The sequence below is a fragment of the Streptomyces macrosporus genome, assembly GCF_039533145.1.
GTDB lineage: Bacteria > Actinomycetota > Actinomycetes > Streptomycetales > Streptomycetaceae > Streptomyces > Streptomyces macrosporus.
In genome coordinates, this window is record NZ_BAAASZ010000010.1 from 13,647 (window position 1) to 27,833 (window position 14,187).

The 14,187-nt window shown below is 75.6% G+C and carries 10 protein-coding genes; 9 read left to right on the forward strand and 1 reads right to left on the reverse strand.

Features of this window, described 5'->3' with window-relative positions:
* Positions 1-19 precede the first annotated feature (19 nt).
* The 8 genes from ABD335_RS06395 (at position 20) to ABD335_RS06430 (ending at position 13,250) form a co-directional block, all read left to right on the forward strand.
* Positions 20-367, forward strand: coding sequence for a hypothetical protein (locus tag ABD335_RS06395; protein ID WP_344321113.1), 348 nt, complete (start codon positions 20-22; stop codon positions 365-367).
* Positions 364-747, forward strand: coding sequence for a GPW/gp25 family protein (locus ABD335_RS06400; RefSeq protein ID WP_344321114.1), 384 nt, complete (start codon positions 364-366; stop codon positions 745-747). Before ABD335_RS06395 ends, ABD335_RS06400 begins: the two co-directional genes overlap by 4 nt.
* Entirely contained in the window at positions 744-4,031 is a 3,288-nt protein-coding gene (locus ABD335_RS06405; RefSeq protein WP_344321115.1) for a putative baseplate assembly protein, read from the forward strand. Before ABD335_RS06400 ends, ABD335_RS06405 begins: the two co-directional genes overlap by 4 nt.
* Positions 4,028-7,831, forward strand: a complete 3,804-nt coding sequence (locus ABD335_RS06410; RefSeq protein WP_344321116.1) for a putative baseplate assembly protein — start codon at positions 4,028-4,030, stop codon at positions 7,829-7,831. Before ABD335_RS06405 ends, ABD335_RS06410 begins: the two co-directional genes overlap by 4 nt.
* Positions 7,832-7,877: 46 nt before the next feature.
* Positions 7,878-10,046, forward strand: a complete 2,169-nt coding sequence (locus ABD335_RS06415; protein ID WP_344321117.1) for a hypothetical protein — start codon at positions 7,878-7,880, stop codon at positions 10,044-10,046.
* 87 nt (positions 10,047-10,133) lie between these two features.
* Complete coding sequence (locus tag ABD335_RS06420; protein ID WP_344321118.1) at positions 10,134-11,717, forward strand: DUF6519 domain-containing protein; 1,584 nt, start codon at positions 10,134-10,136, stop codon at positions 11,715-11,717.
* 82 nt (positions 11,718-11,799) lie between these two features.
* On the forward strand, positions 11,800-12,681 hold the full coding sequence (locus ABD335_RS06425) for a peptidoglycan-binding protein (RefSeq protein ID WP_344321119.1): 882 nt from the start codon (positions 11,800-11,802) through the stop codon (positions 12,679-12,681).
* 98 nt (positions 12,682-12,779) lie between these two features.
* Positions 12,780-13,250 (forward strand): DUF3662 domain-containing protein, encoded by a 471-nt coding sequence (locus ABD335_RS06430; protein WP_344321120.1) that lies wholly within the window; start codon positions 12,780-12,782, stop codon positions 13,248-13,250.
* 136 nt (positions 13,251-13,386) lie between these two features.
* On the opposite strand, the gene ABD335_RS06435 is transcribed toward ABD335_RS06430, so the two are convergent.
* Complete coding sequence (locus ABD335_RS06435) at positions 13,387-13,746, reverse strand: winged helix-turn-helix transcriptional regulator (RefSeq protein ID WP_344321121.1); 360 nt, start codon at positions 13,744-13,746, stop codon at positions 13,387-13,389.
* Here ABD335_RS06435 and ABD335_RS06440 point away from each other — a divergent pair.
* Positions 13,717-14,145 (forward strand): YybH family protein, encoded by a 429-nt coding sequence (locus tag ABD335_RS06440; protein ID WP_344321122.1) that lies wholly within the window; start codon positions 13,717-13,719, stop codon positions 14,143-14,145. The two genes, ABD335_RS06435 and ABD335_RS06440, sit on opposite strands and share 30 nt — an antisense overlap.
* The last annotated feature ends 42 nt before the right edge of the window (positions 14,146-14,187 follow it).

Below are 14,187 nucleotides of genomic sequence, written 5' to 3' on the forward strand. Positions count from 1 at the left end.
AGGACGGGGGAGAAGAGTCTTGTCCGGAAAAGTCGTCCACGCGGGCACCGCGATCGGCTGCCCGCACGGTGGACGGGCGAGCGCCGCCGGCGAGCCGACCACCGGCGCGCGCGGCGTGCTGGTCGACGGCCTGCCGGCCGCCACCGGCGCGTCCGTCCACACCGTCACCGGCTGCCGCCACACCGTCGACGGGGTGCCGGTGCCGTGCACCACCATCCGCTGGACACCGGCGCCCGGGGGAGTGCTCGTCGACGGCTCGCCGCTGCTGTCGGAGGGCACGCCGGGGCTGTGCTTCACGGCCGGTCTGGTGCCGCAGGGCCCCGCGGTCGTCACGCCCACGGCGATGGAAGGGGTGAGCTGCGGATGAGGACCAGGACGGTGCGCAGGGACATCGCCTTCCCGTTCCGCGTCGACCGGCGCGGGCGGACCGCGCACGCGGCGTACGACGAGCACGTGCGCGACCTGATCGAGCAACTGCTGTTCACCAGCCCCGGCGAGCGCGTGATGCGTCCCGACTTCGGCTGCGGGCTGCTCGACCTGGTGTTCACGCCCAACAGCCCCGAGGTGGCCTCCGCCGTGGAGCTGTCGGTGCAGGCGTCCCTCCAGCGGTGGCTGGGCGAACTGATCGAGGTGGAGGACCTGGACGTGGTGAGCGAGGAGAACGTCGTCCGCGTCCATCTGCGCTACGTGGTGCGGGCCACCGCGAGCCGGCGCGACGAGGTGTTCGAGGGGAGGGGCGCGGCATGAGCGGCGCCACGGAAGCGACGCCCCCGCGCGCGGGCGGCAGGCGTGACAGGGTGCGGGCGGCCCGGCTGAACGGCGTGGACGCGGTCGAGGTCGGCGACGACGGCCTCACCCTGACCGTCACCTTCCTCGGCAAGGCCCCGCACGGGCTGTGCCCGGAGAACGTCCGCATCGACGGCGGTCGGCGCGTCACCGGCATCGAGGCCGTCGCCGTGGAGGTCGAGCGCGAGGAGGACCCCGAACTCGACGACCGGCTGTACGTCACGTTGGACCGCACGGGGGACACCGGCCGCTACCGGCTGGCGATCGTCGACACCGACCCCTACGGGCGTCCCGGCACCGAGCCCTTCCCCGGTTTCGACCAGCGCTACCACGCGGCCGAGTTCACCTTCCACCCCGACTGCCCCTCGCCCTTCGACTGCGGGGGCGACTGCGGCGGGGGCTGCGGAGGCGACTGCGGGGACTGCGGAGGCGACGGGAGAGCGCACCTGCCCGAGACCTTCCGGCCCGCGCCCGTCGTCGACTACACCGCCCGCGACTACGACACCCTGCGCCGGCTCGTCCTGGACCGGCTGGCCCTGACGGCTCCCGACTGGGTCGAACGCAACCCGGCCGACCTGGGCACCACCCTGGTCGAACTGCTGGCGTACACCGCCGACCAGATCGGCCACCAGCAGGACGCGGTCGCCACCGAGGCGTACCTGGACACCGCGCGCCGCCGCGTCTCCGTGCGCCGCCACGTGCGGCTCGTCGACTATCCGATGCACGACGGCTGCAACGCCCGCGCGCTCGTCACCGTCGAGGTGACCCGACCGCTGACGCTGCCCGCCGGGACGTACCGCTTCGCCGCCGTCGACGTGCGCACCCTCGGCCCGCGCGACCGGCCCCGCACCGGCACCGTCGTCGACGACGGCGATCTGGCCGTGCTGGAGGAGCGCGGCTCGGTGGAGGTCTTCGAACCGGTCGGCGACGCGCCGCTGCGGCTGCGGCCCGAGCACAACACCATCCGCTTCTGGACCTGGGACGGCGAGCAGTGCCTGCTGCCCAAGGGGGTCACGTCCGCCACCCTGCGCGACGAGTGGGCCGACGAGAAGTGCGAGGAACGCGCCCTGGACCTGCGGCCCGGCGATCTGCTGGTGCTGGAGGAGGTCAAGGGGCGGCGCTCCGGAACCCCCGGGGACGCCGACCCCACCCGCCGGCAGGCCGTGCGCCTGACGTCCGTCACCCCGGCCGTCGACCGGCTGTGCGACCAGCCGGTGCTGGAGGTGACCTGGGACCGCGCGGACGCGCTCGCCTTCCCGCTGTGCCTGACCACGCTCGGCGGCCACGACTGCGCACCGGTGGAGGACGTCGGCGTGGCGCGCGGCAACGTGGTCCTCGTCGACCACGGCCGGTCCCTCACCTCCCGCGGTCGGCCGCCCGAGCGGATCACCGTGCCGCCGGAGCCCGCCACCGTCCCCGCCTGCGACCCGCCCGCCTTCGGCTGCCGGTCCACCGGGGACGCGGACGAGGGCAACCGGCCCGGCCGGCTCCTCCTGGACCGGATCGAACAGACCCGCCACGGGCGGCTGTTGACGCCCGGCCACGTCCGCGAGCTGTTCGCGGTCGTCGGCGAGGACGCGGTGCGACGCGCCGGGATCGGGGTCGAGACGTCCGGCAGGCGGCGGGAGAAGGTGGTCCCGGGCACGGCCTACGAGCAGACCGCCGCCCTGGAGACCCTGCTCGCCCGGTCCGTCTACCCCGGCATCGCCCCGCGCTTCCGTCCGCGGCTCCACCGCTTCCCCGTCACCCAGGCCGCGCCGTTCCCCGACCCGCGCCACGTCGCGGCCGGGCAGGCCGAACGGCTCGCCGCCATCCCCGGACGGGTGCGGCGGCGGCTGGTGGAGCTGTGGCGCGGCGCCCGCGACCGCGACGGGCTGGACGAGCGGGAGATCGCCGAACTGGCCGTGCTGTTCGGACTCGGGACGCTGGAGCGGCTGGAGCTGCGCCGCCACCCGGTGCGCGCCCTGCGCGAGCTGCTGCACCGCGGCGACCGGCTGCTCGCGGCCAAGCTCCGCCGCCTGGAGGTGCTGACGGCGCGGGCCCGCGCCGGGCGCGTCCTGGACGGGCGCACCGCCTGGGAGATCGCGCACGACTGGGGCCCGCCGTACGCGGCCGGACTGCACCCGGACGAGCCGGAGCTGTCCGGGCCCGCCGCCGCCCTCGCCCCCGACCCCCGCGCGGCGCTCCCGGCCGTACGGCTGGTCGGGCGCGGCGCCGGCGACGGTGACGAGGAGATGGACGAGGAGGTGTGGGAGCCGCGCCGCGACCTCCTCGACAGCGGCCCCCGCGACCGCCACTTCGTCGGCGAACTGGAGGACGACGGGCGGCTCGCGCTCCGCTTCGGCGACGGACACCACGGCGCCCGGCCCGAACCGGGCTCGGTCCTGGAGGTCCACTACCGACTGGGCGGCGGCCCGGCGGGCAACGTCGGCGCCGAGGCCATCAACCACCTGGTGCTCCGCCGGGACGGACGGGACGTCGACGCGGGAGAGCCGATGCCGGTGGCCGGGGTCCGCAACCCGCTGCCCGCCGTCGGCGGCACCGCACCGGAACCCGTCGAACGGGTGCGCCGCCTCGCCCCGCTCGACCTCCAACGGGTGCGGCTGCGCGCCGTCACCGCCGAGGACTACGCCGAGTTGGCCTCCGCGCTGCCGGGCGTGCGGCGCGCGGCGGCCGAGATCCGCTGGACGGGCAGCGTGCAGGAGGCGCACGTGGCCGTCGACGCCGACGGCACCGGCCGGGCGCCCGCCGAACTGCTCGACGCGGTGGCGCACGCGCTGGAGAAGTACCGGCGCGTCGGCCACGACCTGGTGGTCGGGCCCGCCCGGACGGTGCCGCTGGACATCGCGGTGGAGGTGTGCGCGGCGCCGGGCCGGCAGCACGGGCGGATCCTGGCCGAACTCCACGGGGCGCTGGGCAACCGACGCCTGCCCGGCGGCCGGCTCGGCTTCTTCCATCCGGACGCGCTCGGCTTCGGCGAACCGGTGCGGCTGAGCCGCCTGGTGGCGGTGGCGGCGGCCGTGCCGGGCGTGGAGAGCGTACGGGTCACCAGGCTGCGCCGCCTGTTCGCCGACGCCTCCACCGACGCCCCCACCGACGCCCCCGCCCACACGGACCCGCTCGACGACTCGGCACGGGAGGACGGCGTGCTGCGGCTCGGCCCGCTGGAGATCGCCCAATGCGACAACGACCCGGAGCGGCCCGAGAACGGGCGGCTCACCGTGACCCTCGGAGGCGTGCGATGACCGGCGAGCGGAACCGCGGCGGCTGCTCCTGCGGCTGCGGGGGCGGCCGATCCCACGACGAGCGCCGCGCCCCCCGCGCCCTCCACAATCCGCCGGGCCGGTCCGCGCTGGACTACCGGGTGGGCGAGTACGGCTCCTTCCTGGCGGCCATGCTCGACCGGCTGGCCTCGCCCGCCCACCCCGCCCTGCGCGGGCTGACGGCCCGGACCCCCGACGACCCGTCGATCGCGCTGCTGGACGCCTGGGCCGTCCTCGGCGACCTGCTGACCTTCCACTCCGAGCGGATCGCCGACGAGGGCTACCTGCGCACCGCCGACGACCACCGCTCGCTGGTGCGGCTGGGCCGGCTGGTCGGATACCGGCCGCGCCCCGGGATCGCCGCCGACACCCACCTGGCGTACACCGTCGACCGGGACCCGCGCAGCCGCGAGGACGTCCCGGTGACGATCCCGCGCGGCTCGCGCAGCCTCAGCGTGCCCGCGTCCTCCGAGGAGGAGGCGCAGACGTTCGAGACGACCGAGGACCTGACGGCCCGCTGGTCGTGGAACCACCTGGCGGTGCGCCGCCGCCGCCCGGCCCCGCTGACCTTCGAGGACCTGCGGGAGCGGTCCGAGGTGTACGTCGCCGGGACCGCCAACGCCCTCTCGGTGGGCGACCGGCTGCTGTTCGTCTTCTCCGGCGACGGCTCCGGCGCCCCCGGGCAGCGGCTGCTGCTCCCGGTGACCCGCGTCCGCATCGACCGCGACGACGACAGCACCGCCCTCGGGCTCCCCGTCTCGCCGCCCCCGACCCTGGCCGAGCTGATCGAGGAACTGGAGCGGTGGATCACCCCGGCCGCCGACGGCCCCCACCCGAGGCCGGTGGGCAGCCGGCTCGTCGAGGAGTTCGACGAGCAGGTCCTCACCCGGCTGCGGGCGGACCTCGACCTGCTGGACACGCCCGAGGCGTTCGCGCGGCGCCTGGCGGAGCCCCTGGAGCGGTTGGAGGAGGCGCGGGCGCTCGCGGAGCCGTACGCGAGCGTCGCCGCCTGGTTCGAGCGGCTGGCCGCCGTCCTCGTCGACCTCCGGGAGCGGGCGGCCCTGCTGGGGCCGCTGCTGCCGGACGGGACGGGCACCGCGGTCGGACACCGGGCGACGGAGTCCGGCCACCCGGCCACCCGCGCCCTGGCCGCCCTGCTGCCCGCGCTGCGCGGCCGGGGGACGCGCCGTCCGCCCGTCACCGGCGCCGCACCACCCGATCCGGCCCGGCTGTTCGGCCCGGACTCCGACCTCGGCGCACGGCTGCTGTCGGCCCTCGACCCTTCCGTGTCCGGTGAACTGCGCACCGCCTGGCGGCAGGTCGCCGCGCCGACCGCGCCCCCGGCGCTCACCGACCTGCTGGCGATGCGGGTGACCGCCGCGCCCTTCGGCTCGACGGCCCCGCTGAAACCGGTGCAGGACCAGTACGGGCGGGTGATCCGGCAGTCGGACTGGCCCCTCACCGGTGCCGTCCTGACCACGATGCGGGTCGTGTTCGACACCGCCGGCAAGGTGCCGGTGAGGGCCGAGTTCGTGCACGCGGAGCCCACCGCCACGGTGCAGCGCGGCGAGAACCTCCCGGCCGACACCGAGTTCGAGCTCGGCCCCGGCACGGTGGCGCTATCCACCCACACCGGGCAGGACGACGACCCGAGCCGGTTGAGGAGGCGGCCGATGGACTCGCGGGAACCGGGCGTGACCGCCGAGCTGGGTGCCGACCTGCCCCAACTGAGGCTGTTCGTCTCCCGGCCCGGCGCGGACGGCCGCGTCCGCGTGGTGGTGGAGGGCGGCGGGGACCCTCGGCAGTGGTCGCTCGGACCCGGCGACCGGGACCAGACCGCGTACGGGACGTACGAGGTGACCGTCGCCTACACCACCGGCGGCGAACCGACCAACGTCGAGATCGGCGTCGCCACCGTTCCCGGCCCCGTCCACCGCAACGTCCTCGCCCTGGACACCGTGCACGAGGCGATCACCGTCGGCAGTTGGGTCGCGATCGAACGCCCCCGCAAGGGCGCCGAGGGCGGCATCCCCGGCGACCGGGCGCTCGCGCTCGTCACCACCCGCGTGACGGCCGTGCGCACCGGCTCCCACACCCGCTACGGCATCACCGGCCGGGGCACCGAACTCACCCTCGCCGACCCCTGGTTGGACGAGCACGACGTCCTGCTCTCCCACATCCGGGACGCGACCGTGCACGCCGCCGGCGAGGCGCTGCGCCCCGCCGACGAGCCGCTGGCCGACGACGTGGGCGGCAACGAGATCGAACTGGCCGAGCTGTACGACGGACTGAGGCCCGGCCGGAGGCTGATCTTCTCCGGCGAGCGCACCGACATCCCGAACACGTCCGGGGTGCGGGGCACCGAACTCGCGGTGATCGCGGCCGTCGAGCAGAGGTTCGACCCCCGACTGCCCGGCGACCACGTCCACACCGTGCTCACCCTCACCGCCGACCTCGCCCACCGCTACCGGCGCGAGACGCTGACCGTCCACGGCAACGTGGTTCCGGCGACGCACGGCGAGAGTCGCGACGAGGCCATCGGCAGCGGCGACGCGAGCAGGCCCAACCAGACCTTCACGCTCTGGCACGCCCCGCTCACCTGGCTGCCCGCCGACCACCGTCCCCCGGTCTCCGGCCGGGGGCACCTCCACGGCGCCGAACCCGCCCTGGAGGTGAGGGTCGACGGGCTGCTGTGGCACCCCGTCGACAGCCTCGCCGGGCGCGGCCCCCACGAGCGGGTGTACGTCATCGGCACCGACGCCGACGGCCGCACCACCGTGACGTTCGGCGACGGCGTGCACGGCGCCCGGCTCCCCACCGGACACGAGAACGTGCGCGCCCGCTACCGCTTCGGCACCGGCGGCGCCGCCAACGTCGCGGCCGGCCGCGTCACCCAGGCCGTCACCCGGCCGCTGGGCGTCACCGCCGTCACCAATCCGCTGCCCGCCACCGGCGGTTCGGAGGCCGACGGGCCCGAGTCGACCCGCCGCGACATCCCGCTCGCCGTCTCCGCGCTGGACCGCCTGGTGTCCGTGCGGGACTACGAGGACTTCGCCCGTTCCCGCGCGGGCATCGGCCGGGCCTCGGCGCGCGAGGTGTACGACGGACGGCGGCGGGTGCTGCACGTGACGGTCGCCGGGGCGGACGACGTGCCCATCGACGAGGGCTCCGGCGCCCTGCGCTCCCTGCGCGCGTCGCTGGCCGCCCACGGCGACCCGCGGCTCCCGGTCCGCGTGGACGTGCGCGAACCGGTGCTGCTGCTCCTGGCGGCCCGGATCAAGCCGGCGCGCGACCACTCGTGGGCCGACGTCGAGCCCCGCGTGCGGCGGGCGCTGCTGCGCGAGATGGGCTTCGCGGGGCGGGAACTGGGACAGCCCGCCCGCCTGTCGGAGGTCCTTGCGACGGCGCACTCGGTGCCCGGTGTGGAGTACGTGGACGTGGACGTCTTCACCGGCGTGCCGGCGTCCGCCACCCCCTACGACCCGGAGCGCCTGCCGGCCGGGGCGGACGGGCCGCGGGCGGTGGTGCCGGCCCGGCTCGCCGAGTACGACGAGCGCGTCCACACCGTCATCGCCGACGAGGGCGAGACGCTCGGCGAGATCGCCGCCCGCCACGGCATCACGCTCGCCGAACTGCTGCGCCTCAACCCCGACATCACCGACACCCGGCCCCTCCCCAAGGGCCGCTCGGTGTTCGTCTTCCGCGGCATCAGGCCCGCGCAGCTCGTGCTGTTCGCGCCCGAGCCGGCGGACACGCTGATCCTCACGGAGGCCACCCGATGAGCCCGACCACCACGACCACCCCGACGCACGACGGAAGGACGCGGCGATGAGCAGGGAGCCGGACGGGCTCGCGGAGCTGCTGCCCCAGTGGCACCGGCTGCGGGACGGCGATCGCGGCGAGCCCCTGCGCGCGCTGCTCGCCGTGATCGCCGAGCAGGTCGACCTCGTCCGCACCGGGGTCGAACAGGGCTACGACGACTGGTTCGTGGAGACCGCCGCCGACTGGGTGCTGCCCTACCTCGGCGATCTGGTCGGCCACCGGCCGCTGCCCGGCTACGAACGGGTCCTGACCACCGGCCTGCGGGACGGCGGCCCGCCGGAGACCTCGCGGCAACGCCTGGCCCGAGCGCTCGCGCCGCGCCGGGACGTGGCGGCCACCGTCGCCCACAGACGCCGCAAGGGCACGCTGCACCTGCTGGAGGAGCTGGCGGAGTCGGTCGCCGACTGGCCCGCTCGGGCGGTGGAGTTCTCCCGGTTGGTCTCCCACCACCAGCCGGTCCGGCTGTACGGGACGGGGACGGAGGCCGCGAACGACAGGCGGCTCTCCCGCGGCCGGCTGGCCGACCTGCGCGACGGGGCGGCGCTGGACCTGGCGGGCGGGCCGTTCGCGACGACGGCGCGCTCGGTGGACGTGCGGCGCGCGGACTCCCGCCGCACGCCCGGCGGTCTCACCCCGGCCGGGGTCGGCCTGTACGTGTGGCGCCTCGGGGCGTACTCGGTGACGAACGCGCCCGCCTACTGCGTGGACCGGGCCCGCAACCTGTACACGTTCTCCATCCTCGGCAACGACACCCCGCTGGTGACCCGGCCCGAGCCGGAGCCGTCCCCCACCCACATCGCCACGATCGACAACGTCCCCGCGTACATCCGCCGCCGGCAGCTCCGGGACCGGCTCGCCGACTACTACGGGCCGGGCAAGAGCCTCGCCATCCGGCTGGACGGGCGGAAGGAGCCGGTACCGCCGTCGGACATCGTCGTCGCCGACCTCACCGACTGGCGCTACCGCCCGAAGCGCGGACAGGTCGCGGTCGACCCGGTGCTCGGCCGGATCGCCTTCGGCTCCCGCTCCGCGCCCCGCCAGGGCGTCTGGGTGGACTACCACCACGCCTTCTCCGACGACACCGGCGGCGGCGAGTACGCCCGCGACGACCGCGTCACCCCCGACGCCGCCACCGTCTACCGGGTCGGCCCCGGCCGCACCCACCGGCGGATCATGGACGCGTACGAGGCGTGGCGCGAGGACCGGCGGGCCGGGCGCTGTGGCCCCGAGGGCATCATCGAGATCGCCCACAGCGGCGCCCACCAGGAACAGCTCGACTTCGACCTCGAACCCGGCGACCGGCTCCGGTTGCGCGCCGCCGAGGGCACCCGCCCGGTGATCCGACTCCTGGACTGGTACAGCAACCGTCCGGACGCGCTCAACATCCGTGCTCGCGAGGACTGCGAACCGGGCAGCGCACCGCGCGTCGTGCTGGACGGCCTGCTGATCACCGGGCGCGGCGTGAACGTGACCGGGCCGGTCGGCTCGGTCGTCGTCCGGCACTGCACCCTGGTGCCGGGCTGGTCGCTGAAGCCGGAGTGCGAGCCGCACTCGCCGCAGGAGCCGAGCCTGGTCCTGGAACGCACCACCGCCTGTGTGCGGATCGAGCGGAGCATCCTGGGCACCATCCAGGTCCTCGGCGACGAGGTGGGCACCGACCCGCTGGAGATCCACATCCGTGACAGCGTCCTGGACGCCACCGCGCACGACCTGGAGGCGCTGTCCGCGCCGGACTGCCGGCACGCGCACGCCGTCCTGCACGCGCACCGCACCACGGTCATCGGCGAGGTGCACACCCACGCCGTCGCCATCGGCGAGAACAGCGTCTTCACCGGCCGGATGCACGTGGCCCGGCGCGGCACCGGCTGCCTGCGCTTCTCCTACGTGCCGCCCGGCTCCCGGACGCCGCGCCGCCACCGCTGCCAACCGGACCTCGCGGGCCGGGGGGAGGCCGGGCGGGTGCGGCCGCTGTTCACCAGCGAGCGCTACGGCACGCCCGCGTACGGCCAGTTGGCCCCCGACTGCGCCGAGGAGATCGTCCGGGGCGCGGAGGACGGCGCGTCGATGGGCGCCTTCCACGACCTCTACCTCCCGCAGCGCGAGGACAGCCTCCGCGCCCGCCTCGCCGAGTACACGCCCGCCGGCGCCGACGTGGGGGTCGTCTTCGTGACCTGACCACCGACAGGCCCGGGACACCGCCCGGAGCGACCCCGCCCACAGACCTCGCAGACCCACGGAACCTTCTCCAGGGGGACCCCTTCCATGCACGCTGACCTCTCCCGCATCACCTTCCGGCCGGAGCGGCACTACTCGGCGGTGCTCGCCCAGCAGGGCCGCGTCCAGCTCGACGCGGACGCCAACGAGCAGACGGCGATCCAGCTCCACCAACTCCGCACCCTCGCCGCCGACCTGATCGGCCCGCACGGCGGACCCGCCGGCGCCACCGGCTTCGCCATCCAACTCGACAGCCGCAGCCACGAACTGGACGACCTGATCATCGGCGGCGGCCGCTACTACGTCGACGGCATCCTGTGCGACGCCGACCGGCCCGCCCCCGGCGACGCCGTCGACGACGACCCCGACGGCAAGGACAAGGACGCCGACGGCAAGGACGCCTCCGCGCCCCGGGCCGCCGGACCCCGGACGCCCGCCCACTGGACGTACTGGGACCAGCCGGACGCCCACCGGGACCCCGAGCGGCCCGGTGACCGGCTGCCCACCGCCTTCCCTTACCTGGCCTACCTGAAGGTCTGGGAGCGCTCGGTGACCGCCGCCGAGGACCCGGCGCTGCGCGAGGTGGCCCTGGGCCCCGCGATGCCGGACACGGCGGCCCGCGTGAAGGTGGTCTGGCAGGTGCTGGCGCTGCCCGGTTCGGAACTGGACGTGGCGGAGGGGGAGACCGACAAGGACGCCCTGCGCGCCGCCTTCCGCCGCTGGGCCGACGAGCAGTCCGCGCCGAAGTCCCGCATGGCCGCGCGCAGCCGGCGACCGGAGCGCGCCGACGAGGACCCGTGCACGGTCCGGCCCGACGCCCGCTACCGGGGCCCGGAGAACCAGCTCTACCGGGTGGAGGTCCACGAGGGCGGGACGGCGGGCGAGGCCACCTTCAAGTGGTCGCGGGAGAACGGCTCCGTGGTCTTCCCCGTCGACGGCCTCGACGGCACCTGGGTCGAACTGGCCTCGCTCGGCGGCGACGGCAGGACGGACCTGGACGTCGGCGACCGGGTGGAGTTCGTCGACACCGCCTACACCGGCCGCGGCGAGCCGCTGCCGCTGCTGCGGGTGGAGGAGGTCGACCTGCCGGGGCGACGCGTGCGGCTGTCCGCCGAACCGGAGTCCGGCGTCGGCCGGCGCCCCGACCGCCACCCGTACCTGCGCCGCTGGGACCACCACGAGGCGCCGCGGCGCGGCCGGCACGGCGCGCACGGCGGGCTGAAGGGCGGGGCGGTCCGGATCGAGGAGGGCCGGTGGCTGCCGCTGGAGGACGGCGTCGAGGTGCACTTCGAACCCGGCGGCACCTACCGGCCCGGCGACCACTGGCTGATCCCGGCCCGCACCGTCACGGGAGAGGTGGAGTGGCCGGTGAACGCGGCCCGCAGGCCGCTGCTGCGGGCACCGGCCGGCATCCGGTTCCACTACGCGCCCCTGGCCTGGGTGATGGGCGAGGGCGTCCCCTCGGACCTGCGACTGTCCTTCGGGCCGCTGGCGACGGCCGTCCCGGTGGCGAGCGAGGCGGAACTGGCCGCGGAGGCGGAGGCGGAGGCCGAGGCCAGGGCGCTGGCCGAACGGGAGGCGGCACCGGAGGAGGCGCCGGCGGAGCCGGACGCCGAGGCGCCGCGGACCTGACCCGGCCACCGCGCACGACCCGCAGGACACCGAGCACACCGCCCGGCGCATCCCGGGCACATCCGAGAGGAGCAACCGACGCATGGCCACACCCTTGAGCGCCTCCCGTCTGGTCAAGGCGCTGCGGGACGAGGGCCTGGAGGTCCGCGAGTACCGCAACTGGCGTTCGCACAGCCGCAACCACAAGGGCCCGTGGGGCCCGGTGCACGGCGTCATGATCCACCACACCGTCACCCGGGGCACCGGCCACACCGTCGAGCTGTGCTACGAGGGGCACTCCACGCTGCCCGGCCCACTGTGCCACGGAGTGATCGACAAGGAGGGCGTGGTGCACATGGTCGGCAACGGCCGCGCCAACCACGCCGGTCTGGGCGACGGCGACGTGCTCCGGGCCGTCATCGCCGAGCGGCCGCTGCCCGACGACAACGAGGCCGACACCGACGGCAACCGCTACTTCTACGGCTTCGAGTGCGTCAACCTCGGCGACGGCAAGGACCCGTGGCCCGAGGCCCAGAAACTGGCGATCGAGAAGGCGTCGGCCGCCATCTGCCGCGCGCACGGCTGGAACGAGAAGTCCGTGATCGGACACCGGGAGTGGCAGCCCGGCAAGGTCGATCCGCGGGGCTTCTCGATGGACACCATGCGGAGCCGGGTCGCCAAGCGGCTGGGCAGGAAGCCGGACGGCCCCGCCGAACCGGCGCCCAAGCCCCCGGCCCGGTACGAGCCGTTCCCCGGAGCGGACTTCTTCCGCCCCGGACGCACCAGCAGGATCATCACGGCGATGGGCGAACGGCTCGTCGCCGAGGGCTGCGGGCGCTACGAGGTGGGCCCCGGCCCCGAGTGGACCGAGGCCGACCGGAAGTCGTACGCCGCCTGGCAGCGCAAGCTGGGCTACTCCGGCAAGGACGCGGACGGCATCCCCGGCCGCACCAGTTGGGAGAAGCTGCGCGTGCCCAACGTCTGACGCCTGCCGTCCGGGCGGCTCCCGGCGAGGGCCCGCCCGGACGGCAGGCGCGGGCACGGGCGGGCATGGGGCGGTGCGGCTCGGGCACGCGGTTCTCCATGGGTGCATTGAACCGATGGGAACGGAAGGTCGAACGCTGGGAGCAGGCGCTGCTCTCCAAGGTCTTCGGCGACGAACCGGTGGAGCTGCTCGACGCCCTGCGGCACGAGTGCGACAGCCATGCCGTGGTGTGCAGCCACAGCCGTGTGGTGGTCCCCAATGCCTACGAGGTCGAACTGCCCGGCGAGGTCTACGAGGAGCTGGAGCGGCGCGGCGGCCGGATCGGCCAGGAGCTGACGGACAGTCTGGCACGCCACGGCGAGAGCAAGGGGTACGAGTGGGCCGGGCCGCTCGCCGTCCGCGTCACCGCCTCGGACCACGTGCCCAACGGGCGCTACCGCGTGACCAGCAGCCCCGCCCCCCAGGTCCGCGTCGACGCGTTCGCCGCCCCGGAGGGGGAGACGGAGGAGAGGACGACGGAGGAGGGGACGGAGGCGGAGGAGGCCGCTTCTTCCTCCGCACGGTCCTGAGAGGCCCGGCCCCGGAAGCCTCCCGCGAGGCTCCCGGAGGGCACCGGAAGGCGGGGAGTCGGTGGCCCCGCCGCCGGGAACGGCCCGCTCGGCCCGGCATCCCGCGCCGCCGGCCCGACGGGCCCGGCACGCGGGGTCAACGGACCGGCTCCGCGCCGTCCCCGCCGCTCACGGCCGGCTCCGCGGGGGTCGTCGCGTCCCACGCGGCCTCGATCGCCGGGCCCGTGCGGTACAGCTCGACGAGCAGGGGACGTACGGCCCGCCCGGCCGGGGTGAGGCGGTAGCGGGTCCGGACGGGGAAAGCGCGCAGCCGGTCGCGGGCCACCAGGCCGCGCCGCTCCAGCGTGCGCAGCCGCTCGGCGAGCACCTTGGCGCTGATCTCCGGCAGCCGTTCGCCCAGGTCGCCGAAGGAGTGCGGCCCGTGCGCCAACTCGCGCAGGACGAGGGTGGCCCAACGGCCGACGTCATGAGCGACGAGTCGAACATCGGGCGCCATGCCCCCACTGTTTCCCCGACCGGCGATCCGGAGCAACACCCGGCGGTGTTCGCCGCCTCCTTCAACACCGGCAGCGCGGACGCGCCGAGGCGGGTGTACGAGTCCGGCGCCGTCTTCGTCCCCCGCCCCGGCCGGCAGGTGACGGGAGACGCGGTGATCGAGGCACGGGCCGACCTGTTCGGCCTCGGCCTGCCGATCACCGTCCGCCCACGGCACACCCATGTCGCCGACGACATCGCCCTGCTGATCGTCGACCGGACGATCGAGGGCACGGGGTCGGACGGCGAACACGTGCGCGTGGAGGGCACCGCGACGGACGTGGCGCGGCGCGGAGCGGACGGTCTGTGGCGTTACGTCATCGACACCCCCTTCGGCACCGCGCGCCCGGACCCCCGGTGACACGGCCGGACGGCGGAAGCCGGTGAGGGGCGCCGACGCCCC

Excerpts from the sequence above, each read along its gene's own strand:
- ABD335_RS06415 (WP_344321117.1), top strand. The coding sequence starts at position 7,878 with ATGAGCAGGGAGCCGGACGGGCTCGCGGAGCTGCTGCCCCAGTGGCAC.
- ABD335_RS06420 (WP_344321118.1), top strand. The coding sequence starts at position 10,134 with ATGCACGCTGACCTCTCCCGCATCACCTTCCGGCCGGAGCGGCACTAC.
- ABD335_RS06405 (WP_344321115.1), top strand. The coding sequence starts at position 744 with ATGAGCGGCGCCACGGAAGCGACGCCCCCGCGCGCGGGCGGCAGGCGT.
- ABD335_RS06400 (WP_344321114.1), top strand. The coding sequence starts at position 364 with ATGAGGACCAGGACGGTGCGCAGGGACATCGCCTTCCCGTTCCGCGTC.
- ABD335_RS06435 (WP_344321121.1), bottom strand. The coding sequence starts at position 13,746 with ATGGCGCCCGATGTTCGACTCGTCGCTCATGACGTCGGCCGTTGGGCC.
- ABD335_RS06425 (WP_344321119.1), top strand. The coding sequence starts at position 11,800 with ATGGCCACACCCTTGAGCGCCTCCCGTCTGGTCAAGGCGCTGCGGGAC.
- ABD335_RS06410 (WP_344321116.1), top strand. The coding sequence starts at position 4,028 with ATGACCGGCGAGCGGAACCGCGGCGGCTGCTCCTGCGGCTGCGGGGGC.
- ABD335_RS06430 (WP_344321120.1), top strand. The coding sequence starts at position 12,780 with ATGGGTGCATTGAACCGATGGGAACGGAAGGTCGAACGCTGGGAGCAG.
- ABD335_RS06440 (WP_344321122.1), top strand. The coding sequence starts at position 13,717 with ATGAGCGACGAGTCGAACATCGGGCGCCATGCCCCCACTGTTTCCCCG.